28 protein-coding genes, 1 tRNA gene and 1 pseudogene are annotated in these 22,161 nt (G+C 65.3%); 14 read left to right on the forward strand and 16 right to left on the reverse strand.

The features are described from left to right. Positions 1-13 precede the first annotated feature (13 nt). Entirely contained in the window at positions 14-409 is a 396-nt protein-coding gene (gene sdhC, locus AC3EC3_RS07105; protein ID WP_260923935.1) for a succinate dehydrogenase, cytochrome b556 subunit, read from the reverse strand. Between the two features lie 182 nt (positions 410-591). On the opposite strand from sdhC, the gene bla reads away from it, so the two are divergent. Then, positions 592-1,563: a subclass B3 metallo-beta-lactamase gene (bla, locus tag AC3EC3_RS07110; protein WP_488488897.1), complete on the forward strand. Its 972-nt coding sequence runs from the start codon at positions 592-594 to the stop codon at positions 1,561-1,563. 16 nt (positions 1,564-1,579) lie between these two features. After that, the gene (locus AC3EC3_RS07115; protein WP_488488898.1) at positions 1,580-2,500 is read left to right on the forward strand and encodes a 50S ribosomal protein L11 methyltransferase; all 921 of its coding nucleotides are present in this window, start codon (positions 1,580-1,582) and stop codon (positions 2,498-2,500) included. 42 nt (positions 2,501-2,542) lie between these two features. Here the strand turns inward: AC3EC3_RS07115 and AC3EC3_RS07120 are convergent, their stop codons facing one another. After that, positions 2,543-2,848, reverse strand: coding sequence for a PilZ domain-containing protein (locus AC3EC3_RS07120; RefSeq protein WP_488488899.1), 306 nt, complete (start codon positions 2,846-2,848; stop codon positions 2,543-2,545). 257 nt (positions 2,849-3,105) lie between these two features. On the opposite strand from AC3EC3_RS07120, the gene sciP reads away from it, so the two are divergent. Beyond that, positions 3,106-3,453, forward strand: a complete 348-nt coding sequence (sciP, locus tag AC3EC3_RS07125) for a CtrA inhibitor SciP (protein ID WP_488488900.1) — start codon at positions 3,106-3,108, stop codon at positions 3,451-3,453. 12 nt (positions 3,454-3,465) lie between these two features. On the opposite strand, the gene AC3EC3_RS07130 is transcribed toward sciP, so the two are convergent. The 4 genes from AC3EC3_RS07130 to AC3EC3_RS07145 all read right to left on the reverse strand — a co-directional run bounded on the left by AC3EC3_RS07130 (position 3,466) and on the right by AC3EC3_RS07145 (position 6,628). Beyond that, positions 3,466-3,693 (reverse strand): hypothetical protein, encoded by a 228-nt coding sequence (locus AC3EC3_RS07130; protein ID WP_488488901.1) that lies wholly within the window; start codon positions 3,691-3,693, stop codon positions 3,466-3,468. Between the two features lie 23 nt (positions 3,694-3,716). Continuing rightward, positions 3,717-3,848 (reverse strand): hypothetical protein, encoded by a 132-nt coding sequence (locus tag AC3EC3_RS07135; RefSeq protein WP_488488902.1) that lies wholly within the window; start codon positions 3,846-3,848, stop codon positions 3,717-3,719. A 102-nt stretch (positions 3,849-3,950) separates the two neighbouring features. Further along, positions 3,951-6,128, reverse strand: a complete 2,178-nt coding sequence (gene ligA / locus AC3EC3_RS07140; protein WP_488488903.1) for an NAD-dependent DNA ligase LigA — start codon at positions 6,126-6,128, stop codon at positions 3,951-3,953. Continuing rightward, a complete protein-coding gene (locus AC3EC3_RS07145) occupies positions 6,050-6,628 on the reverse strand; it encodes a hypothetical protein (RefSeq protein WP_488488904.1) in 579 nt (192 codons plus the stop codon). Before AC3EC3_RS07145 ends, ligA begins: the two co-directional genes overlap by 79 nt. 104 nt (positions 6,629-6,732) lie before the next feature. Here AC3EC3_RS07145 and AC3EC3_RS07150 point away from each other — a divergent pair, with 104 nt between their 5' ends. The 5 genes and pseudogenes from AC3EC3_RS07150 (at position 6,733) to AC3EC3_RS07170 (ending at position 9,180) form a co-directional block, all read left to right on the forward strand. Then, positions 6,733-6,867, forward strand: a complete 135-nt coding sequence (locus AC3EC3_RS07150) for a hypothetical protein (RefSeq protein ID WP_488488905.1) — start codon at positions 6,733-6,735, stop codon at positions 6,865-6,867. Beyond that, complete coding sequence (locus tag AC3EC3_RS07155; RefSeq protein ID WP_488488906.1) at positions 6,864-7,121, forward strand: hypothetical protein; 258 nt, start codon at positions 6,864-6,866, stop codon at positions 7,119-7,121. Before AC3EC3_RS07150 ends, AC3EC3_RS07155 begins: the two co-directional genes overlap by 4 nt. Before the next feature lie 4 nt (positions 7,122-7,125). After that, positions 7,126-7,506, forward strand: coding sequence for a hypothetical protein (locus AC3EC3_RS07160; RefSeq protein WP_488488907.1), 381 nt, complete (start codon positions 7,126-7,128; stop codon positions 7,504-7,506). Further along, complete coding sequence (locus AC3EC3_RS07165) at positions 7,503-7,781, forward strand: hypothetical protein (protein WP_488488908.1); 279 nt, start codon at positions 7,503-7,505, stop codon at positions 7,779-7,781. The genes AC3EC3_RS07160 and AC3EC3_RS07165 overlap by 4 nt, the downstream gene beginning before the upstream one ends. A gap of 246 nt (positions 7,782-8,027) precedes the next feature. Then, a pseudogene (locus tag AC3EC3_RS07170) lies at positions 8,028-9,180 on the forward strand (IS3 family transposase). A 15-nt stretch (positions 9,181-9,195) separates the two neighbouring features. Here the strand turns inward: AC3EC3_RS07170 and AC3EC3_RS07175 are convergent. Both AC3EC3_RS07175 and AC3EC3_RS07180 read right to left on the reverse strand, forming a co-directional pair. Continuing rightward, positions 9,196-9,474, reverse strand: coding sequence for an Arm DNA-binding domain-containing protein (locus AC3EC3_RS07175; protein WP_488488909.1), 279 nt, complete (start codon positions 9,472-9,474; stop codon positions 9,196-9,198). 182 nt (positions 9,475-9,656) lie between these two features. Further along, a tRNA-Ser gene (locus AC3EC3_RS07180) sits at positions 9,657-9,746 on the reverse strand. A 154-nt stretch (positions 9,747-9,900) separates the two neighbouring features. Between AC3EC3_RS07180 and hspQ the strand changes: the two genes are divergently transcribed. After that, the gene (gene hspQ / locus AC3EC3_RS07185; RefSeq protein WP_488488910.1) at positions 9,901-10,281 is read left to right on the forward strand and encodes a heat shock protein HspQ; all 381 of its coding nucleotides are present in this window, start codon (positions 9,901-9,903) and stop codon (positions 10,279-10,281) included. Positions 10,282-10,361: 80 nt separating this feature from the next. Here hspQ and AC3EC3_RS07190 read toward each other — a convergent pair whose 3' ends face one another. Further along, positions 10,362-11,240 carry an ABC transporter permease gene (locus tag AC3EC3_RS07190; RefSeq protein ID WP_488488911.1) on the reverse strand — a complete coding sequence of 293 codons (879 nt, stop codon included), beginning with the start codon at positions 11,238-11,240 and terminating at the stop codon, positions 10,362-10,364. Between the two features lie 164 nt (positions 11,241-11,404). Here AC3EC3_RS07190 and AC3EC3_RS07195 point away from each other — a divergent pair, with 164 nt between their 5' ends. The 3 genes from AC3EC3_RS07195 (at position 11,405) to AC3EC3_RS07205 (ending at position 13,579) form a co-directional block, all read left to right on the forward strand. After that, positions 11,405-12,121 carry a GcrA family cell cycle regulator gene (locus AC3EC3_RS07195; protein ID WP_488488912.1) on the forward strand — a complete coding sequence of 239 codons (717 nt, stop codon included), beginning with the start codon at positions 11,405-11,407 and terminating at the stop codon, positions 12,119-12,121. Between the two features lie 129 nt (positions 12,122-12,250). Further along, on the forward strand, positions 12,251-12,985 hold the full coding sequence (locus AC3EC3_RS07200; protein ID WP_488488913.1) for a peptidylprolyl isomerase: 735 nt from the start codon (positions 12,251-12,253) through the stop codon (positions 12,983-12,985). A gap of 189 nt (positions 12,986-13,174) precedes the next feature. After that, complete coding sequence (locus AC3EC3_RS07205; protein ID WP_488488914.1) at positions 13,175-13,579, forward strand: glycine zipper 2TM domain-containing protein; 405 nt, start codon at positions 13,175-13,177, stop codon at positions 13,577-13,579. 154 nt (positions 13,580-13,733) lie between these two features. Here AC3EC3_RS07205 and pnp read toward each other — a convergent pair whose 3' ends face one another. The 6 genes from pnp to AC3EC3_RS07235 all read right to left on the reverse strand — a co-directional run bounded on the left by pnp (position 13,734) and on the right by AC3EC3_RS07235 (position 19,350). After that, positions 13,734-16,028 carry a polyribonucleotide nucleotidyltransferase gene (pnp, locus tag AC3EC3_RS07210; RefSeq protein WP_488488915.1) on the reverse strand — a complete coding sequence of 765 codons (2,295 nt, stop codon included), beginning with the start codon at positions 16,026-16,028 and terminating at the stop codon, positions 13,734-13,736. Positions 16,029-16,241: 213 nt separating this feature from the next. Continuing rightward, on the reverse strand, positions 16,242-16,511 hold the full coding sequence (gene rpsO, locus AC3EC3_RS07215) for a 30S ribosomal protein S15 (protein WP_260924013.1): 270 nt from the start codon (positions 16,509-16,511) through the stop codon (positions 16,242-16,244). Between the two features lie 4 nt (positions 16,512-16,515). Beyond that, complete coding sequence (gene truB / locus AC3EC3_RS07220; RefSeq protein ID WP_488489225.1) at positions 16,516-17,418, reverse strand: tRNA pseudouridine(55) synthase TruB; 903 nt, start codon at positions 17,416-17,418, stop codon at positions 16,516-16,518. Next, the gene (locus AC3EC3_RS07225) at positions 17,418-17,927 is read right to left on the reverse strand and encodes a DUF2239 family protein (protein WP_488488916.1); all 510 of its coding nucleotides are present in this window, start codon (positions 17,925-17,927) and stop codon (positions 17,418-17,420) included. Before AC3EC3_RS07225 ends, truB begins: the two co-directional genes overlap by 1 nt. A 67-nt stretch (positions 17,928-17,994) precedes the next feature. Beyond that, a complete protein-coding gene (locus AC3EC3_RS07230; RefSeq protein WP_488488917.1) occupies positions 17,995-18,684 on the reverse strand; it encodes a site-2 protease family protein in 690 nt (229 codons plus the stop codon). 87 nt (positions 18,685-18,771) lie between these two features. After that, positions 18,772-19,350, reverse strand: coding sequence for a thymidine kinase (locus AC3EC3_RS07235; protein WP_488488918.1), 579 nt, complete (start codon positions 19,348-19,350; stop codon positions 18,772-18,774). A gap of 141 nt (positions 19,351-19,491) precedes the next feature. On the opposite strand from AC3EC3_RS07235, the gene AC3EC3_RS07240 reads away from it, so the two are divergent. Further along, positions 19,492-21,078 carry a DUF1963 domain-containing protein gene (locus tag AC3EC3_RS07240; protein WP_488488919.1) on the forward strand — a complete coding sequence of 529 codons (1,587 nt, stop codon included), beginning with the start codon at positions 19,492-19,494 and terminating at the stop codon, positions 21,076-21,078. Between the two features lie 134 nt (positions 21,079-21,212). Here AC3EC3_RS07240 and rbfA read toward each other — a convergent pair whose 3' ends face one another. Further along, positions 21,213-21,608, reverse strand: a complete 396-nt coding sequence (gene rbfA / locus AC3EC3_RS07245; RefSeq protein WP_488488920.1) for a 30S ribosome-binding factor RbfA — start codon at positions 21,606-21,608, stop codon at positions 21,213-21,215. 183 nt (positions 21,609-21,791) lie between these two features. Here rbfA and AC3EC3_RS07250 point away from each other — a divergent pair, with 183 nt between their 5' ends. Continuing rightward, complete coding sequence (locus tag AC3EC3_RS07250; RefSeq protein ID WP_488488921.1) at positions 21,792-22,088, forward strand: RcnB family protein; 297 nt, start codon at positions 21,792-21,794, stop codon at positions 22,086-22,088. Positions 22,089-22,161 lie beyond the last annotated feature (73 nt).

Here is a 22,161-nt window from a genome sequence, read left to right on the forward strand (position 1 = left end):
TGTCTTGTCCCCGTCAGCGAAGCAGGATGATCGCCCAGAAGGCGATCGTGAGAACCACGCCCATCACCGGCGAGACGATCGACCAGAAGCGGTTGCTCTTCAGTTCGAAGCCCGCACCGATATCCAGCACGAAGTGGCGCAGGCCGCTCATCATGTGGGTGAAGAAGGCCCAGCTCACGCCGACCATCACCAGATAGCCGATCGGGGTGGTCATCGCCCAGCTGAACGTCGCGTAGGCGTCCGGCCCTGCGGCCAGCGCGCCCAGCCACCACAGCAGCAACGCGAGGCCGCCGACCGAAGTCGCGCCTCCGCTCACGCGGTGGAGGATCGACACGAACATGTGCGGACCCCACTTCCAGATCTGAAGATGGGGCGAAAGCGGTCGGTTCTTTGTCCCGGCGTTTGCCATGCGCGTACGATTCCCCTTAGCCTGTACCTAGAGCGGCGGCACTTGTGCACCGCCTTTGTTTTCAAGTCCCCTTAGCCAAATCACGCCATGGCGCAAGTTCCGAACGCAAGTTTCGCGCGCATTTCCGGCGCTTTCGGTTGCGGCTGGCTCATGCCCCGGTTTCCGGTGTATGGCGCAAAACCATGGTGTTTCCGCTCCCTCGCCCGCTTCGCCTGCGCCCTGCCGCGCTTTTGCTCGCCCCTGCCCTTGCTCTGGCCGCAACGGCAGGCGCAGGTATTGCATCCGCCGCAGCGCAACAGGACAAATCGCCCGAGTCGCCAAAGGAGGCGGCAGACAACGCGCCAAACGATACGGCCCCCTCGCTGCTCAAGGCCTGCGAAGGGCACGATGCCTGGGACTACCCCGCCCCGCCGGTGAAGGTCTACGGCAACACCTGGTATGTAGGCACTTGCGGCATTACCGCCCTGCTCGTCACCTCGCCGCAGGGCGACGTGCTGATCGACGCGGGCGTTGCTGCCGCCGCGCCGCTGGTGCTCGCCAATATCCGCAAGCTGGGCCGGGAGCCGCGCCGCGTGCGGATGATCCTGGCGACGCACGATCACTTCGATCACGTCGGCGGCCTCGCCGCGCTTCAGCGGGCGACCGGGGCGACTGTCGCGGCGCTTCCCGTTCAGGCCCGCGTGCTCGCCACCGGCAGGCCGGAAGAGGACGATCCGCAGGCCGGCGATCTGTCCCCCTTCGATCCGGTCAACGTCACCCGCACGCTGACCGATGGTGTGCCTGTGACCATGGGCAGCCTCAGTTTCACGCCGCATGCCACGCCCGTCCATGCGCCGGGCTCAACGAGCTGGATCTGGCAATCGTGCGAAAAGGACCAGTGCCGCACGATCTCCTATCTCGACAGCGCCTCGACCATATCGGCAGACGGCTACCGCTTTACCGACCATCCCCAGCGCGTGGCAGCTGCCCGCCGTGGCCTCGCGACGATGGCAGCCCTTCCCTGCGGCATCCTGCTCACCCCGCACCCCGGCCAGAGCGACGAATTCGAGCGCCTTTCGGGCGAAAAGCCGCTCTATGACCCCACGGCCTGCCGCACTTATGCGCGCGAAGCAGGCGAGCGGCTGACGAAACGGCTTGCCAGCGAGAGAGGCTGACGGCAGGGAACCGCACATGAGCTGGAAGATCACCGCCTACGCCCCGCGCCTCGTCATCGAAGCCGCCCTCGTCGCGCATGAGGAAGCGTTCGACTGGGATCCCGGCATCGTCCTGTCCGGCTGCGAGATCGCCGAGGACAAGCCCGAGGACTGGCGCCTCGAAGCCTGGCTGGAAGGCAAGCCGACAGCCGCCGAGAAGAAGGCGATCAGCGCGCTGTTCAAGGACGCTCCCGGCATCACCAAGGCTCCCAAGCTGGAAGTGGAGGAACTACCCGAGACCGACTGGCTCGTCACCAGCCAGGAAGGCCTCGAGCCGATCCGCGCCGGGATCTTCCATGTCCACACGCCCGAGCATCCCGCGGCTGACGAGCCGGGCGTCGTCGATTTCGAGATTCCCGCCAGCCAGGCTTTCGGCACCGGCCAGCACGCCACCACGGCTGGCTGCCTTGCCATGCTCACGCACATGAAGCGGCAGGGCGTAATCGTGCGCAACATGGCCGATATCGGCACCGGCACCGGGCTGCTCGCCTTCGCGGCGATGAAGCTGTGGCCGCGCGCCCTCGCGCTCGCCAGCGACATCGATCAGGTCTGCGTGACCGTGGTCGAGGACAATGCCGAGGCCAACCATGTGCCGATGGGTGCGGGCGCCGGGCAACTGGTGATGACCGTCGCCGACGGCATGGAGCACCCGCTGATCGAGGGGCGCGGGCCTTACGATCTGGTGATCGCCAATATCCTTGCAGGGCCGCTAGTCAGCCTCGCCCCCGATTTCGGCAAGGCGCTGGTTCCGGGCGGCCATCTGGTGCTGGCCGGCCTGCTCGAAACGCAGGAAGCCTCCGTGCGCGCCGCCTGCCGCCGCGCGGGCCTCCGCCTTGCAGCGCGTACCGTCAACGGCGACTGGTCGATCCTGTGGCTGCGCAAACGATCGAAGGTCTGAGCCTTCCGCTGCCCTGAATGCCTGCCCGAACAGACCCTGTCCTCAACATCGCTCCAGCGTGACCGGCAACCCTGCGCGGGCCTGATCGGCCAGCGCATGCTCCATGCCCTCGGGCAGAACCTGACGGAACGCGAAGCCGAGACGGTCCTCCAGCACCCAGCGTACCACGCCACGCACCGCCGGGAACGTTGCCACGCTCACCAACAGCGCCTCGCCGGGCTGCAAGTCACCACGCGAGACCAGAAACAGACAGCCTTCTCCGGAGACATGGCGGGCAATTGCTCGAATTGTCGGGTTTACGGCATTTACACGGGCGCCAGCCCCTGCCTGCACGCCCTGCCCTGTCATGGGAGACGCTTTGGCAGGTATCACGCAAGGATCATTGAGGGCGTTGAATATTTCCATGATCGCGACGCTAGTTAAGACAGGTTAACGAGCCGTAAACGATTCCCTTCGCCGCAGCCCTGGATTCCGGCCATTTAACGCAACGGGCTCCGCAAATCCGCCCAGGCAAATGTTAACCAATTAAGGCAAGCCCATCTTAACTCCCGCAAGCAAGACTTTTGGCCAAGGGGGGCTGTTGTCCACAGCTCGAAAGGTCGAAAATGCCAGACACGGAGACGGTCCGGGCCGAGGGTGCCGAGGCCGGAAATTTTTCAGCAACAGCGCCCGGGCCAGCCGCGATCATCGGCCCGGACGGCGAGGAACTCTCGCTGGAGACCCTGCCACCGGTTAACACATCGCGCTGGGTGGTGCGTCGCAAGGCGGAAGTGGTCGCGGCGGTGAACGGCGGCCTGCTGACCGTCTCGCAGGCCTGCGAACGCTATCAGTTGACGCTGGAGGAACTCGCCTCCTGGCAGCGCGCCATCGAGCGCGAGGGCATGGCAGGCCTGCGCGCCACCCGCGTCCAGCACTATCGCCAGTTGCACGAACGCCAGGGCCGCAAGGAATAACGCCCCTCGCCTTCAACGGTGGAACGACAGAACCTCGCCGTCGTAGAGAATACTCTGCGGTGGCCCTGCGCGTGTAAAGGCGATCTCCGTGGCCTGCGCACCCGAGGCAGCGTGAAACCAGAGACGGTTAGCCCGGATCGCGGCAACCGCGCCCATCTGCAAAGGGCCATACTGTCCCAGATAACGCTCCCCGGCGCCTCCACGGCGCTCCACCACGACGATGCGACAGCCACCATGCACGGCACACCCGGCGCACGCCGGTTTCAGCCGAAAGGTATAATCGAACAGCGCGAATAGGCGCCCGCCCGGACCTGACCCAGTCGGTGCCACGTCAGGTGGTTATGATCGCAGTCGATGGAGCCGGTAAAACGGCCTGCGATCAGTTGTGAGGTCAAGTCGCCAAGACATTGATCAGATTGCGCAATGGCCGGACCTACGATGGTCATGACGAGCACGAGCATAACCAACTTCCAACCCACGCCGCGCCTCCGTCGTCGCTATCCCGCTGCCCTGACGATCTCCGCCCAGACCGCCTCGTCGATCACTTCGATGCCGAGGTCCGCCGCCTTCTTCAGCTTCGAGCCTGCCCCCGGCCCGGCCACGACCAGATCGGTCTTGGGCGAGACTGAGCCTGCCGCCTTGGCACCAAGGCGCTCGGCCTGCGCCTTGGCCTCGTCGCGGCTCATCGTCTCCAGCTTGCCGGTGAACACCACGGTCTTGCCCGAGACAGGGCTTTCCTTCGTCTCCACCACATAGGGCGGCGGCGTGACTTCGGAAAGCAGGTCGTTCCACACTTCCAGATTGTGTGCCTCGTGGAAGAAGTCGCCCAGCGCCTTGACCACCACAGGCCCCACGCCGTCGATCGAGATCAGTTCGGCATAAGCGCCGCTTGCCGCGTCTCCAGCCTCCTCGCCCTCTTTCACATGCGCAGCTTCGACCAGATGGCGTAGTGCGGGAAGTGTCTCGAAACGCTTGAGAAGATCGCGCGCGGTCACTGCGCCGACATGGCGGATGCCGAGGCCGAACAGCAGCCGCGCGGCATCGGGACTGCGCTTGTTTTCCACCGCCGCCAACAGGTTGTCCACAGACTTGTCCTTCCAGCCATCGAGCGCAAGGATGTCGTCCCGGCGCTTCCTCAGGCGGAAGATATCGGCGGGGCTTTCCAGCCAGCCGGCCTTGAAGAACTCGTCGATGGTCTTCTCGCCCAGCCCCTCGATATCGAGCGCGGCGCGGCTGACGAAGTGCTTGAGGCGCTCGGTGCGCTGGGCCGGGCAGATCAGCCCGCCGGTGCAGCGCACGTCGACCTCGCCCTCTTCGGCCACCGCTTCGCTGCCGCATTCCGGGCAGTGATCGGGGAACATGTAAGCCTCGCGCACCTCGTCACGGGTCACGTTCTCCACCACCTGCGGGATCACATCGCCCGCGCGCTGGAGCACCACCCGGTCGCCCGGACGCACGCCGAGGCGCACGATCTCGTCGCGATTGTGCAGCGTCACGTTCGTAACGGTGACACCGCCGACCAGCACCGGCTTCAGCCGCCCGACCGGCGTCAGCTTGCCGGTGCGGCCGACCTGAATGTCGATCGATTCCAGCGTTGTCTCGGCGCGTTCGGCGGGAAACTTGTGCGCCAGCCCCCAGCGCGGCGCCTTGGCCACGAAACCGAGACGCCCCTGATACGCAAGGCTGTCCACCTTGTAGACCACGCCGTCGATCTCGAACGGCAGGGCGGCGCGCCCATCACGGATCGCACGATAGGCGGCCAGCATCTCGTCCAGCGAGTGACACAGCTGGAACTGCGGCGAGACCGGCAGGCCCCAGCTCTCGATCCGGCGGATCACCGCGTGCTGGCTCTCGCCCGGAACGGCACTCGCCGCGCCCCAGCCGTGCGCCCAGAAGCGCAAGGGGCGCCTGGCCGTGACCGAGGCATCCTTCTGGCGCAGCGATCCGGCGGCGGCGTTGCGCGGGTTGGCGAACTGGCGGACTTTCGCCGCCGCATCCTCGTCGAACGCCTCGCCCTTGCGCTCAGCCTCGGCGCGCGCCTCGTCCATCAAGGAGGCGTTGAGCGCGAGAAACGCGGCCTTCTCCATATAGACTTCGCCGCGCACCTCGAAGACGTCCGGAATATCGTCACCGACCAGTTCCTGCACGATGTCCGCGATATGCGCGACGTTGGCCGTCACATCCTCACCCACCTGCCCGTCGCCGCGCGTCGCGGCGCGCACCAGTTTGCCGTGCTCGTAACGCAGCGAGCAGGAGAGGCCGTCGATCTTGTCCTCCGCCGTCACGGCCAGCGGCGCATCGGCGGGCAGCGACAGGAACCGGCGCACGCGCGCGAGGAACTCGGCCACTTCCTCATCGGCAAAGGCATTATCGAGGCTCATCATCCGAACCTCGTGGCGCACCTTGCCGAGCGGCGAGGACGCAACCTCGTGGCCCACCGTGTTTGCCGGACTGTCGGGCCGCACCAGATGCGGATAGGTCGCTTCCAGTTCGGCATTGCGGCGCACCAGCGCGTCATACTCGGCGTCCGAAATCTCGGGCGCATCCTCGGCATGGTACTTGCGATTGGCCCGCGCGATCTGGCGGGCAAGACGCATCAGCTCGTTGGCGGCGTCGGCCTCGGCCAGATTGCTGGCAGAAAACAGGCTGGGGGTATGGTCGGGCGTATCGGACATGGTTTCGGCGCTATGCCGCAAGCCGACGCCCTAGGGAATGGCAGACAGCACAGATCCTCGCCGCCATCGCTCTCATCGCCGTGGTCACCGAGCAGCGCAAATGGAACCTCAACCTTGGCGTCCAACCGATCATCACCGTTTTGTTGACGAAGCGTATCCTCGCGGACATGGGCCAGCTTGTTCTCGGCCATCTGGCGCAAAATGCCCTCGTCGACCACGCGACCGCGCTCCGGACCATCGGCGAACAGATCGAGCTCGAAACGTCCTTCAGCGGCTCGGTATTCTTCCACGCCGACGAATCGCAGCAGCCGATCGAGCTCGGCATCGCCAACCTTCAGGTAGGCGCGGACCTTTGCCGCCGTGCGCTCCCAGGACTGCTTTCCTGCGAAATGCAGCCATGCCGCCATTTGCAGATCACGGTCTTCGGTTGCAGCATAGGCAGAGGCCTCGTCGAGCGAGATCTTGCCGTCCGCATAGGCAGCGAAGATCCGTTCCGCCAAGGTGCCCAGACGCAGGTTCTGAGCAACGACGAGCGGGCGCTGTCCTATATACAGTATGGCTGGCGCAGCGTTCGGAAGCCCGCGCGGCGCAGGAATGGGCCGACGTGCGCGATGCTTATTATGAGCGCATCGCCAACGACGAGGGGCCGAATGACCCCGATCGCAAATACCTTCACGGCTGGGAAAATCGGAGCGCCAGCTTTCTCGCTGGAACGCCCTGGTGGAGCGCCTGGGCATGAACGACCATTTCAGCGATCGCTACCAGTTCTGGGCTTACCTCGCGACCCTGATCACGCTGGTCGTCGTGTTCGTCGCCGCGCTGCTCGCCTCATGCTTCGTGCCGCAACTCATCGGCAGGCTCGAGGCCTTTGGCCTCGGCACCATCACCGGGGGCCTGATCGGCATCCTGCGCGTGCCTGCCACCTCTCAACGCCCCGCTGCCAATGAGGGCACGGCGGCCGGCGTCAACGTCCCCCCTGCCCCTCCGGAGTAACACCATGAGCATCATCGAAACCGTCGAGAACGTTGCCGAAGAAGTGATTCAGACCATTGTCACCGAAGCCAAGCAGTTCGCGAGCTCCGCCTTTGCCTACGTGAAGGTGGTCGGCGAGGAGGCTCTCGACCTGCTGGTCGCGCGCATCAAGGAGACTACCCTCGGCACCGCAATCGCCAACCTGATCTCGGCCGCCAGCCACACTACCGGCACCGGCTATGAAAAGTTCGCGGCCGTGCTGCTGGCAGCGCAGGAAGCATGGAATGCCTTCGTCGCCAACGGCGGCATCTCTGGCCTGCTGGCCAGCCTGAAGAGTGCCTTCGTCTACGTGGTGCAGAAGATCTACGAACAGATCTTCGGTTCGGTCACCGGCGAGACCGCATGACCTGGCTCTCCGCTATCCTTGCGCTGGTCGTCGGAGCGGTAAAGGGTTGGTTCGGCGCAAAAGCCGAACCAACCACTGCCGATCTGGCGAGCGGTAAGGCCGCAGCCGAGACCGAACTTACCCATCAGGAGCAGGCCAATGTCGTCATATCTGAAGCTGTTGCTGCCCGCGCTGATGCTGATCTGCGCGTCGTGCAGTCCATTGCGCCGAGCGGCGTCGACGCCGACACCAATCAACGCATCGCCCAGCAGTTCCCCGACCAGTTCCGCGACTGAGCGTTACGTGCCTTGCTCTTCCCTCGCGCATGGCAAGCTGAGCCGTCAGGATACAACTGCTACGCTGGCCTGGGCAGCACCGCTGCTGGACACAATCGACAAGGTCTGTGCGCCGGGCTGAAGGAGATGACTGCGGGGTTGTTCGGAGGTCAGCGCAAATGCGTTGTGCTCCGCAGTCGAGGCCGACTGAGTAGCCCCTAGATTTCTGGACGCCTTCTATCCTAATTTTGAGGACAGGAGACGACGATGGGGAAGTCCAATTTCAGCGATGAGTTCAAGCGTGATGCGGTGGCCCAGATTACGGAACGTGGGTATCCGGTAGCGGAGGTATCCGAGCGGCTCGGCGTCAGTCAGCATTCGCTGTATGCCTGGAAGCGACAACTGGCGAAGGTTGTGTCTGGCGATGCCAGCAAGGATGCCGAGATCCGCCAGCTGAAGCGCGATCTGGCCCGGGTGACCGAGGAGCGCGACATCCTAAAAAAAGCCACCGCGTATTTCACCTTTGGTGATTTCATTCCGCCAGGGATGCAAAGTGAGATACGCATTTGTTGCCGAGCATCGTGACCAGTTCGGAGTTTGTCGGTGCCTGCGCATCCAGCCCAGCGGTTTCTATGCTTGGCAGAAGAGCCCACTGAGCACGCGGGCCCAGGAAGACGCTCGGCAGACAGAGTTGATCCGGCAAGCCTGGAACGACAGCGGTAAGGTCTATGGCTACCGCAAGCTGCACGACGACCTGCTGGATCAGGGCGAGACCTGCTGCCCGAACCGCGTTGCCCGGCTGACCAGGCTGGCGGGTATCAAGGCGCAGATCGGCTACAAACGCCAACCGGGGAGCTATGGCGGCAAGCCATCCCTGGCGGTCGACAACACTCTGGATCGCCAGTTCGACGTCGCTGCTCCTGATCGGGCTTGGGTGACGGACATCACCTACATCCGCACCTTGGAGGGCTTTGCCTATCTGGCTGTCGTGATCGATCTCTATTCCCGCCGCGTGGTGGGCTGGTCGATGCAGAGCAGGCAAACCACCGATGCGGTGCTGCAGGCGCTGCATATGGCGGTATGGCGGCGCAAGCCAAAGCAGCGGGTGCTGATCCATTCGGATCAAGGCTCGCAGTTCACCAGCATGGACTGGGCGGCCTTCATCCGGGCTCACAATCTTGAGCATTCGATGAGCCGGCGCGGCAACTGCCATGACAACGCCGTCGCCGAGAGCTTTTTCTCCTCGCTCAAGCGTGAGCGCATTCGGCGCCGCACCTACAAAACACGCGAGGAAGCCCGGCAGGACGTGTTCGATTACATCGAGATGTTCTACAATCCGGTGCGCAAGCAGGTCAGGAACGGGATGCTGTCACCCGCCCAGTTCGAACGGCAGCAGATTTTGAAAGCAGAAGGCGTCTAGAAAACTAGGGGCTACTCAAGACTCGGCCTTAGCCTTGCGTTTCTCGGCCACTAGGTCACGGCCATCTTCGCGAGTTGCCTTGCGGGCTTCGGCTGCCTTGGCTCGGGCCGCAGCCAGCGTGACCAGCTTGGCGCTGCCAAGGCCGATGTCGCGCCGCTTGCCGTCATGCTGGACACGCAGGAGCCAGCTTGCGCCTCCACTCTTGCTAACTTTCAGAAAAAGACCGTCGCCGTCACCATAGGTTCCGGGCTTCGTCAGCGCGGCTTTCACTTCATTGGCAGTCAGCTTGCCCATGCCAGTTCCCCACACAATGAGAGGGAGCTTCCCCACACTCGGGACTTTCCCCACACCGTTCCCCACGTTTTAACGGGGCTGTAGGCGAATATCAACGAACAGGAGCGATTGACGACAACCCGAATAACCGCAGAAAACCGCGCCTTTTGGCGGTCTTCTATGAACACTGGTGAATGGGTAAGTGGCGGAGAGGGTGGGATTCGAACCCACGGTACGGTTGCCCGTACACTGCATTTCGAGTGCAGCGCATTCGACCACTCTGCCACCTCTCCGCAGAAGTGAAACTGGCGAAATATGTTCGCCCGGTCGACTGGAAGCGCGCCGTTAGCCCACCTGTTCGACCTTGCCAAGCCCCAAGTTTCAAAAAATGGGGAGAAAATTTGCGTTTGCTTGTCGGCACTGCCCCCTATCCCTATATTCACAGGCATGAACAGGGCGTCCTTCTTCTCCCCCCAGGCCGGACGCATCATCGATGCGCCGCTCACCAACCGTGCGCGCTTTGCGATCGGTGATGTGGTTCGCCACCGCAACCAGGCATTCCGCGGCGTCGTCTTCGACATCGACCCGGTCTTCGCCAATACCGACGAGTGGTACGAATCCATCCCGCTCGAACTGCGTCCGCAGCGCGAGCAGCCGTACTACCACCTCCTCGCCGAAAGCGATGAGGCGTCGTATGTCGCTTATGTCAGCCAGCAGAACCTCATCGCCGATGCCGAGGGCGGCCCGGTGGAGCATCCTTCGCTGCCGGAGATCTTTGGGACGTTCATCGACGGACGCTACCCATTGCGCCCCGGCATGGCGCATTAAACGCCAACACTCAGGCCAGATACGAAAAAGCCGCCCGGATTACCGAGCGGCTTTTTTGTTATGCGGTCCTCACGACGGCCTCAGCCCTTGAGCTTCCAGCCCGAACGCAGCACGCGGTACGTCACGAAGGCCAGCACGGCATTGGCCACGCCGATGCCGATCGCCCCGTGCAGCACCGCCATATTGGTATCGCCGATGTCGCTGACGCCCAGGAAGCCGAAGCGGAAGCCCGAAATCACGTAGAAGAACGGGTTCGCCCGGCTGATCGACTGGAACGTGGGCGCCAGATTGTCGATGACGTAGAACGTGCCCGACAGCAACGAGAGCGGCTGGATGATGAAGTTGGTGACGGCCGCGTTATGGTCGAACTTGTCCGCCCAGATCGACGACAACAGCCCCAGCAGTGCCAGCAGCGCCGCGCCGTTCAGCCCGAACCACAACACCGCCCAGGGGTGATGGACCGAAAGATCGACACCCGGCCACAGCGCCATCGCCAGCGCCAGCGCGAGGCCGACGAGGATCGCACGGGTCATCGCCGCGCCGACCATCGCCAGCATCAGTTCGCCTTCGGTAAGCGGCGGCATCAGGTAGTCGATGATGGTGCCCTGGATCTTGCCCGCCAGGAACGAGAAGCTGGCATTGGCGAAGGCATTGTTCATCATGCCCATCACGATGAGGCCCGGCGCGATGAAGGTTGCGAAGTTCACGCCCAGCACTTCACGCCCGCCACGCCCCAGCGCGACGGTGAATATCACCAGAAACAGCAGCGTGGTGATCGCAGGAGCCCAGATCGTCTGGGTCTGCACCTTGAAGAACCGGCGCACCTCCTTCATATAGAGGGTCTTGAGCCCTTCCCAGTTCACCTGGTGAAGCTGGGGTTCGCCCTTCGCGGGAAAGTGACGGGGCTGGACGATCCCGGAAGGGGTCGGCAGCTCGGTCGAATTTGTTTGCTCGGCCATGATGGGGCGACTATCGGCTACCGGTCCCTTAGGCAAGCGCCCATAGGCGAGCGGGCGCGCTAAAAATTGGCTCCGGGCCGCGCCTGCGGCTACCGGGGATAACAGGAATTCGAAGGGACGGCACCACGCGGCCATCCCTGTGCAGGAACGGAAACGACATTCAGATGAGCTGGACCGACGAGCGAATCGAGAAGCTGACGAAGATGTGGGAAGGCGGCTCGACCGCCAGCCAGATTGCCGACGAACTGGGCGGCGTGAGCCGCAACGCGGTGATCGGCAAGGCGCATCGCCTCGGCCTCAAGGCGCGCCCTTCGCCGGTCAAGGCGAACGAGAAGCCGGCCAAGGCTACCTCCAGCGCGCCCGCCGCGCCGAAGAAGGCCAAGCCCGCAGAGGCGCCGGAGCCTGCTCCGCGCCCCGTGGCGGCCGCGCCGCAGCCGGCGCCCGCAGCCCCCGCCGCGCCGCGCCCGGCACCGCAGCCCGCTCCGCGTGCAGCAGAGCCCGCGCCCGCCGCTTCGGCGGATGGCGCTCCGGCCCCTGCGCCGCAGCCGCGCATCGTCTCGGTCGGCCCCGGCGGCTTCCTGCGTCAGGGCCCCGGCGACCAGCAGCAGCCGATCCCCCCCGCGCCGCCGCGTCGTCTGGTGCCCGCCAAGCCGAGCGCCGAGATCGCCGACAAGACCAGCCTGCTCGACCTCAGCGACCGTATCTGTCGCTGGCCGATGGGCCATCCGGGCGAACCGGACTTCCACTTCTGCGGCGACAAGGTGAACCCCGGCTTCCCCTATTGCGTCGAGCACTGCGGACGCGCCTATCAGGCACAGCTGCCCCGCGGTTCGCGCCGTCCCCCGCCGCCGCTGCCGTTCGGCGGTCCGCGCGTGCGCTGATCGGCTGATCAGCAGGACAGACATCGAGCGGCGCTCGCACTTCGGTGCGGGCGCCGTTTTCGTGGGCGTGCCCAAGTTCACAGGCCTCCGGGGCTCGACAATCGATGCCGCCTGCCTAGGATGGCCGCCATGTCGCATCGCCTGTTCAGCCGCCTTCCCGCAATCACCCTTGTCGCGAGCGCCCTGGCGCTCACTGCCCCCGCCGTCGCGCAGGATGCCGCGCCCGTCCCGGCGACAACGACGGCGGCGGCGCCCGCACCTGCTCCCGCTGCCGACCCGATCAGCTATGCCTACGTCACGCTGACCACCAGCGTCGGCAAGATCGTGCTGGCGCTCGACCGGACGCATGCACCGCTGACCACCGCGAACTTCCTCAGGTATGTCGACAGCAAGCGGATGGACGGGGCCCTGTTCTACCGCGCGATGCACTTCGACACGGCGCCGAACGAAGGCCTGCTCCAGGGCGGCATCCGCGATGCCGTCAAGCTGCTGCCGCCCATCGCGCACGAGCCGACCAGCAAGACCGGTATCCTCAACAAGGAAGGCACCGTGTCGATGGCGCGGTTCGCACCGGGCACGGCGACCTCTGACTTCCTGATCCTGATGTCGGACATGCCCTCGCTCGATGCCGCGCCGGGCAACGACGGCAAGGAGCCGGGCGCCGGATTCGCCGCCTTCGGCCATGTCGTCTCCGGCATGGACGTGGCGCGCACGATCTGGAACGGCCAGCGCTCGGCCACCAAGGGCGAAGGCGTGATGAAGGGCCAGATGCTGGAGAACGAGGTGAAGATCATCTCGGCCCGCCGCACGCCTGCGCCTGCACCTGCACCTGCACCTGCACCTGCACCTGCGCCTACGCCCTGAAACAAGGTTAACGGTTCCGGCTGTTCACCGGCCTGCCCTCGCAGATCATCCCGCCACCGGCACGCCCTGACGACCACGCGATCTCGCGGCTGAGGCTCGTCTTGTCTCGCTCGCGGGAACCTCTTAGCGCTTTGTTCATTGGTGAACGTAAGTCGCAATTATGCGCGACATCAATGGAAGGGGAAGTTCATGAAGACTCTCGGACTTATCGGCAGCATTCTGGCAGGTACGGCGCTGGTCGCATCGCCGGTTTATGCGCAGGCCTGGAACCAGGGCGGTCACGACCGCGACCACGGCAGCCACAACGATCGCCAGTGGCGCGGCGACGACAAAAACTGGAATCCCTCGGACAGCTACCGCAAGGGTAATTACAAGGAGCGCCGTCTGGGCCGCAACGACCGCATCTATCGCGGCCGTGACGGTCGCGCCTATTGCCGCCGTTCGGACGGCACGACCGGCCTCGTGGTCGGCGCACTGGGCGGTGCGGCGCTCGGCAACCTCGTCGGCGGCGACACCCTCGGCACGCTGGCAGGCGGCGTCGGCGGCGCGCTGATCGGTCGCTCGATCGATCGCGGGAACGTGAAGTGCCGTTGATCGGCTGATACCGGTTTTCCGGGCCTTTCCGCAACGGAAGGCCCGGAAGCGGAACAGAAAAAGGCCCGCGAGGACGATCCTCGCGGGCTTTTTTTCGCATCGGCAAACCGAGGTGGCAGGACCGGCCTCACGAAGAGACCGGTCCCTCACACGATCAGTCTTCCTTGAGGAACGCCGGCATGTGGCTCGGATCGCCGCCTTCGCGGTCGCGGCGCGGGCCACGATCGCGGTCGCCACCGCTACGGGGACGACGACGGTCACCGCCGCGATCGCCGCCACGGTCGCCACGGCCTTCGCCGCCCCGATCGCTACGACCTTCGCGAGGCGCCTTGGGCGGACGGGTGTCCTCCAGCTCGGCACCGGTCTCCTGATCGACGACGCGCATCGACAGGCGAACCTTGCCGCGCGGGTCGATCTCGAGGACCTTGACCTTCACTTCCTGGCCTTCCGACACGACGTCGGTCGGCTTCTCGACGCGCTCGTTCTTCATTTCGGAGACGTGGACGAGGCCGTCCTTGCCACCCATGAAGTTCACGAAGGCACCGAAGTCGACGATGTTGACGACCTTGCCGTTGTAGATCTTGCCGACTTCCGCTTCCTCGACGATGCCGAGGATCCACTTCTTGGCGGCCTCGATCTGCGCGGTGTCCGAGGACGAGATCTTGATCACGCCTTCGTCGTCGATGTCGACCTTGGCGCCCGTCTCGGCGACGATCTCGCGGATCACCTTGCCGCCGGTGCCGATGACTTCGCGGATCTTCGACTTGTCGATCTGGATCGTCTCGATGCGCGGGGCGTGGGCCGACAGTTCGGTGCGCGAGGCGCCCAGAGCCTTGGTCATCTCACCCAGGATGTGCGCGCGACCGGCCTTGGCCTGCTCCAGCGCCTTGCCCATGATCTCGCGCGTAATGCCCGCGATCTTAATGTCCATCTGCATCGTGGTGATGCCGGCCTCGGTGCCTGCGACCTTGAAGTCCATGTCGCCGAGGTGATCCTCGTCGCCCAGGATATCCGACAGGACCGCGAAGTCCTTGCCTTCCAGGATCAGGCCCATGGCGATGCCCGAAACCGGACGGGCCAGCGGCACACCGGCGTCCATCATCGAGAGCGAACCGCCGCAGACGGTGGCCATCGACGAGGAACCGTTCGACTCGGTGATGTCCGAGAGAACGCGGATCGTGTAGGGGAAGTCTTCCTTCGACGGCAGCACCGGGTGCAGCGCACGCCATGCCAGCTTGCCGTGGCCGACTTCGCGGCGGCCCGGCGCGCCGAAGCGGCCCACTTCGCCGACCGAGTAGGGCGGGAAGTTGTAGTGCAGCATGAACGACGAGTACGACAGGCCTTCGAGGCCGTCGATCATCTGCTCGGCGTCCTTGGTGCCCAACGTGGTGGTGCAGATCGCCTGCGTTTCACCGCGGGTGAACAGCGCCGAACCGTGGGTGCGCGGCAGGAAGCCGACCATCGCCTCGATCGGGCGGACCTGCTCCAGCGTGCGGCCGTCGATACGCTTGCCGTCCTTGAGGATGGCGGTGCGAACGATTTCCGCTTCCAGCTTCTTCATGGTCTTGATGGCGACCATCTGCGTCTGCGGGGTCTCGTCGCCGAAGGCTTCCTTGGCCTTGGCGCGCGCGACGTTCAGCGCGGCCGAGCGGGCCGACTTGTCGGTCAGCTTGTAGGCAGCGGCAACGTCCTTGCCGACGGCCTTCTTGAGCTTCGCCTTGATGTCGGCGGTGTTGTCCGACAGGTCGATTTCCCAGGGATCCTTGGCGGCCTGCTCGGCGAGGTCGATGATGAGGTTCACGACCTTCTTGCACTCGTCATGCGCGAACACGACGGCGCCCAGCATCTCTTCCTCGGTCAGCTCCTTGGCTTCCGATTCGACCATCATCACGGCATCGCCGGTAGCGGCGACGACGAGGTCGAGACGGCCGTTTTCCAGAGCTGCCGACTGCTTCGGGTTCAGCGTGTACTCGCCGTCGACGAAGCCGACGCGCGCAGCGCCGATCGGGCCCATGAAAGGCACACCCGAGATGGTCAGCGCAGCCGAAGCGGCGATCATCGCGACGATGTCGGCCTCGGTCTCGCCATCAAAGCTCAGCACCTGAGCGATGACGTTGATCTCGTTGTAGAAACCTTCGGGGAACAGCGGGCGGACCGGACGGTCGATCAGGCGGCTGGTCAGCGTTTCTTTTTCGGTCGCACCGCGCTCGCGCTTGAAGAAGCCGCCGGGGATGCGGCCTGCCGAGGAGAACTTTTCCTGGTAGTGCACGGTCAGCGGGAAGAAGTCCTGGCCTTCCTTCACCGACTTGGCGGCCGTAACGGCGCACAGCACAACGGTTTCGCCGTAAGTGGCGAGGACGGCACCGTCCGCCTGGCGGGCGATGCGGCCGGTTTCGAGAGTGAGCGTCTTGCCGCCCCACTCCATCGATACGGTCTTGACGTCGAACATGAGAATTTCCTTTTCCCACAGGCCCTATTGCCCGCGGGGATCGCTTGCCGGGGATACCGTCCCGGTCCGGTCGGAAGCCTTGTGGCCTCCCGGTCCCCCGCCGGATTGCGGGGATACCCTTGATAAACTTTTCAGGCCCGGCGCGATCCTCTGGCGGATTACGCGGGGCCCACATGCAAGAAGCGGCCCGCTAGGGGCCGCCTCCGCTCAGGTTTACTTGCGCAGACCCAGCTTCTGGATGAGGGCGTTGTAGCGCGCCACGTCCTTCTTCTTGAGGTAGTCAAGCAGCGAGCGGCGCTTGTTGACCATAGCCAGCAGACCGCGACGCGAGTGGTTATCCTTGTGGTGCGACTTGAAGTGCTCGGTCAGGTTGACGATACGCTCGGTGAGGATCGCGACCTGAACTTCCGGGCTGCCCGTGTCGCCAGCGACGCGTGCGTTGTCCGTGATGATTTCCGACTTCTTCTCGGCGGTAACCGACATAATACTACTCCGCGACATCCGTGAGATTGAAGCCGCGAACGACGCGGGCGTCTCCGCCCGTAAGTTCCACCAGAGCAAGGGGGACATGCCCCATACGCGCCCAGTGCAACCCATCTTCGCAAGCCATTCCGGTCAGAACGCGGCCCTGTCGGACCGCCCTTGCCTGCTCCGGATCGAGGTCGATGGCCGGGATGTCGTCCAGCCCCGCCTCCAGCGGCAAGAGTACCTGTTCAAGGGGCGCGCCTTGGCCGATTTCGTTGAGTTTGTCCAGCGAAATCGCCTGTGACAGGTCGAACGGCCCCGCCTTCACGCGGCGCAGCATGGTGACATGACCGACGCTGCCGACCGCCCGCGCGATGTCGCGCGCCAGACTGCGGATATAGGTGCCCTTGGACACTTCCGCCAGCAGGGTCGCGCCGTTTTCGTCATCGAAATCGAGCAATTCCAGCGCGTGGATGGTCACGTCGCGCGACTTCATCTCCACCTCGACACCCGCGCGGGCAAGATCGTAGGCCCGCTCGCCATCGATCTTGAGCGCGGAATAGACCGGCGGCACCTGCGAAATCGGGCCGGTGAACTGCGCCAGCACCCCCTTGATCTCGGCGCGGGTGGGCCGCACCTCGCTGGTCGCCACCACCTCGCCCTCAAGATCGAGCGTCGCGGTTTCGGTGCCGAAGCGCACGGTGAAGTGATAGGCCTTGTCCGAATCGAGCATCCGCCCGGTCAGCTTGGTCGCCTCGCCCAGCGCAATCGGCAGCACCCCGGTCGCCAGCGGATCGAGTGTGCCGCCGTGGCCGACCTTGACCTTACCGAAGCCGCCGCTGCGCAAGTTGCGCTTCACCGCCGCCACGCCCTGCGTCGAGCCGAGTTCGAGCGGCTTGTCGAGAATGATCCAGCCGTGCGGCATCACGCAGCGCCCCCTTCGGCTGGCCACGCCAGCGCGCGGGCGTGATCCGCCACCGCGCGCGGCCACAGCATCGAGAGCGCGTCGAAATTCTCGCGATCACCTGCATAGAGCGCGCGCATCGCTTCCTCGTAGCCGGGGCGGTCGCCCGCCATCACCGTCAGGAAGCGACAGGCGGCATCGCGGCACTCGGCGGGCGAGCGGCCTTCGCGCCGCGCCGCCTCGACCAGCTTACGCAGCGTCACCGAGGCCCCGCCCGGCTGCGCCGCCAGCCATTCCCAGTGGCGCGGCAGCAGTGTGACCTCGCGCGCCTCGACGCCCAGCGCCGGACGACCGCGCGGCCGCGTGACCGGCGCCGGATCGAAATCGAGATCGACCTGCCGCCCGCTCTCGTCATCGAACGCCAACAGATCGCTGCTGCGCGCCAGTTTGAGCTTGCGCACGGAGTCGACGAACGAACGCGGATCGCCCCGCGCGATGACCTCGTCCTTGTAGAATACGGTGACAGACATGGTGAACCTCCGGGGAGGCCCTATATTGATCCGGGTTATTGAAGTCAATTCACCCGGATTAAATTAATCAGGCGCCCGCGATATCGTGGGCAAGGCCAAAGAGCACGCCTTGCGACCACAGCACCGGCGGGGCCACCACCCGGTCGACGATTCCCAGATGCGGGAAGGCCATCGGCAGCGCCACCAGCAGGATCAGCAAGAGCGGCAGGCTGTAGCGCCGCAACCGGCGATAAGGCTTCGCCAGCGAGGCGGGCAGCACGCCCTCGACGATGTGCGAGCCATCGAACGGCGGGATCGGCAACAGGTTGAACAGCGCAAGGAAGATGTTCAGGCGGACGAAGTTGAACAGGTTCATCACCCAGAACGTCAGCAGCAGACCTCCCTGCGCGCCAGCGGCAAATCGCACCGTCAGCCCCAGCAGGATCGTGCCGACCAACGCCAGCACCACGTTGGTCAGCGGCCCGGCAGCGGCCACCACCATCATGCCAAGACGCGGATTGCGCAGCCGCCACTTGTCCACCGGCACCGGCTTGGCCCAGCCGAACACCGGCGCGCCGGTCAGCGCGAGCATCCCCGGCAGGATCACCGTGCCGAAGGGATCGACATGGCGAAACGGGTTGAGGCTGAGGCGGCGCATCTCCTTCGCGGTCGGATCGCCAAGCGCCAGCGCGGTCCAGCCGTGGGCCACCTCGTGAAAAACGATGGCAAGGATAAGCGGAAGGATGAGCGCTGCGGCCTGCAGCCAGGTGTCGGTCATGGCGCTCATCTAGGCGCGAGCGGGCGCTCCGGCAAGACCGGCGCCCCTCTATGCTCAGCTCGCCATTTCCTCCACGAAATGGCGCTTCTAGTTCGCCATTTCCTCCACGAAATGGCGGCGACACAGCGCGACGTAGCGCTCGTTGCCGCCGATCTCGGTCTGCGCGCCCTCGCGCACGGCATGGCCCGCCGCATCGACGCGCATGTTCATCGTCGCCTTGCGCCCGCAGTGGCAGACCGCCTTCAGCTCGACGAGCGCATCTGCGATCCCCAGCAGGACCGCAGCGCCGGGAAACAGCTGCCCCCGAAAATCGGTGCGCAGGCCATAGCACAGCACCGGAATGTCGGCGGCATCGGCGATCCGGGCGCATTGCCAGACTTGCGCTTCGGTCAGGAACTGCGCTTCGTCCACCATCAGGCAGGCGATCGGACGCTGGCGCACGGCGGCGGCGACTTCGGCCCACAGGTCCGTCTCGGACTGGAAGGCATTGGCCGCGCTCTCAAGCCCGATCCGGCTGGCAATGCGCCCGTGCCCTGCCCGATTGTCGAGCCCGGCGGTCCACAACATGGTCTCCATCCCCCGCTCGCGGTAGTTGAAGTCCGCCTGCAGCAGGGTCGAGGATTTGCCCGCGTTCATGCTGGCATAGTAGAAATAGAGCTTGGCCATTGCGCGCGGTGGATAACACCCCTCTTATCGCGCTGCATCGGGGGTTTGCGACTTTCTCCCCGACGAAATGCAGCTTAGCCTGCATTCACGATACCGACCACGCCGGACAGGCCGGATGCGTCCGCTATCGGGGAGCAGGCGTTGAGACGGATCTGGGCGACGATAGCCACTTTCGCGCTGACCGGCGGGGCCACCGTCTGGGTCGTGCTGGCCCCGTTCGCCCATCCCGGCTCGCCCGCGCCGGTTCGCTGGCTCGACGATCTGGCGGCGCACATCACCGACAGGCTGGGCCAGGGCAATGCCGTGCTCGCCGCGCTGACGCTGACGATCGTGCTGACCGCACTGGTCGCGCTCACCGGCTCGCGCCGCCTGCGCCACGAAGCCCTGCCCCCGCCCGAGGCCTTTGCCGACGCATTTCACGACATGGCGGCAGAGGAAGAGCCCCCCGCCCCGGAGCCCGATCTCCCGCCGCCGCCCGCGCCGGTCCTGCTGGTCCGCCGCCCGCGCGACCGGGGCCATGATTGGCTGGCCGAGACCAGCTGGCTCGGCGGACTGCCCCGCCTCGGCCCCGCCTCATGGCCGCGCGGCAGCGACGGGCGCCCGCTGCCCTTCGTCGCGCAGATCGACCTTGCCGAACTGGCACAGATCCGCCCCGAGGTGCCCGAGGGAACCGGGCTTCCTTCGCGCGGCTGGCTGGCGTTCTTCCTTGGCAGCGGCGCCGTCGTGGCCGTGCCGCCGGGCGAGCACGACTTCACCGCGCCGCCGCCCGGCCTGCCGCCTGCCTTCGACGAGGGCGGCTTTCCGCTTCCCGCGCGCGCCTCTGTGCTCAGCCGCCCGGTATTCCCGTTCTGGCCGGTCGAGCATATCGCGCTGGACCTCACCGGCGGTGACCGCGAAGGCGCGCTCGCCGCTTTCCTCACCGAACGTTTCGGCCATTATCCGCGCGCCACCTTCCGCGCGGTCGAGGATGCGCCCGTGCCCGAAGATGGGGAGGGAAACGGGGACGGCGAAACTCCGCCGCCCTCCGAACCCGAGGCGCCACCGCCGCTGTGGTGGCACGCCGTGCGCAATCTGGCGCGCCGGATCGAGATCGCCGCCGCGCTGGCCCCGCGCCAGCTTGGCCAGCGCGAGGTCCGGCTCACCGCCGCGCTCGACACGCTCGATGCCATGCACCGCGAACATCGCGGAACGCTGGAGATCGATCAGGCCGAAGACGTCGCCGCCGCCGCCCGCGCCGATCTCGACCGCTTCACCGAGCAGGTCGACAGCCTGCCGCACATGGCTGCCGCCCTCGCCGATCTCGTATCGGGGCGCGACGACTGGGAGCAACTGACGCCCGATGAAGTCGCGCTGATCGAGGAAATCCTCGCCGAACTGCACGGCCACTACGGCGATACCGTCTCGACGCAGATCCCGGCGGGCATCGCCCAGCTTTCCACGCTCAGCCAGCGCGCCATGGTCAGCGGCGACGACACCGCGCTCGAAGCGCTGCCCGACGACACCCTCGCCCGGATCAACACCGAGCACGCGCTGGCGAACCTGCACCAGCACCGCATCTTCGCACTCGACGAGGACGGCAGACGCGACGTGCTGCTCCTCCAGCTGGGCTACGACGATCTGATGGAATGGCGCTGGAGCGAAATGGGCGCCTGGCGCTTCCGCATCTCCACCGACGCCCTGCGCGCGGAGCGCTGGGACAAGGCAACGCTGGTGTTCGAGACGGCGTGAGGGCAGGCGGCGGTGCAGGCCGCGCATTCAGCCCCCGCGATAACACTAAGGAAACGTCCTCAAGCATGGTGCCGCGCGGCCTTCGACAGGCTCAGGCTGAGCGGGCTTTGGGAACATCCCTCAACCCTCGCGCCTCAATCCTCGTCGAGGTCGCGCTTTACGCGGGGGTCGGAGAGCAGCGCATCGATGCGGCTGGCCTCGTCGAAGGTCTCGTCGGCGTGGAAGCGGATCTTGGCGGCGAAGCGCAGCTTGAGACGCTGGGCGACCTCGCGCTGGAAGAACGCGGTGTTGGTGCGCAACGCCTTGAGCACCGCCTCCTCGTCCTCGCCCAGCAGCGGCTTTACGTAGACGTTGGCCTGCCGCAGGTCCGGCGTCATGCGCACTTCCGTGACCGAGACGGTATGGCCCGAAAGCGTCGCATCGTGGACCTGCTGGCGCGTAAGGATCTCGGACAGCACGTGGCGCACCTGCTCGCCCACCTTCAGGAGGCGGACCGACTGCTGTTCGGGGGTGACTTGCTGGCGTGCCATTTCTCTTAATCCATCACGTAATTTTGCGACAATTTGCAACAATTGAATACGGCACCGTTCAGGTAGCGCTTCGTTAGAGTTCCATATGCTGGCCCCGCCATAGCAAAGCCGCCGTCGCAAGACGAGGCCTCGCTATCACGGCCAGATTTGAAAAGGCCAGATTCAAAAAGGAGAGTGCGACATATGAAGACAATCACCACCGCCCTCGTCGCTGCTGCGATGACCCTGCCCGCCCTGACCGCCGCCGTGCCTGCCATGGCCGCGCCCGGCCATGGTCATTCGCAGATGGACCACTGGAAGAAGGGCGAGAAGTTCGACCGCGGTCACGCCTCGCACTACCAGGTCGTCGACTATCGCCAGCATCGCGGCATGAAGGCCCCGCCGCGCGGCTATCACTACGTCCGTTCGGGCAACGACATTCTGCTCGTGGGCATCACCAGCGGGATCGTCGCCTCGGTCCTGGCCGGGCAGTTCCGTTGAACGCCTGACCTGATCTGAGTGCGACCGGGGCGGCCCCTTTTCATGGTTTGGGGGGCCGCCCCGTCCTTATGTA

The organism is Novosphingobium sp. BAM6 (assembly GCF_057784955.1).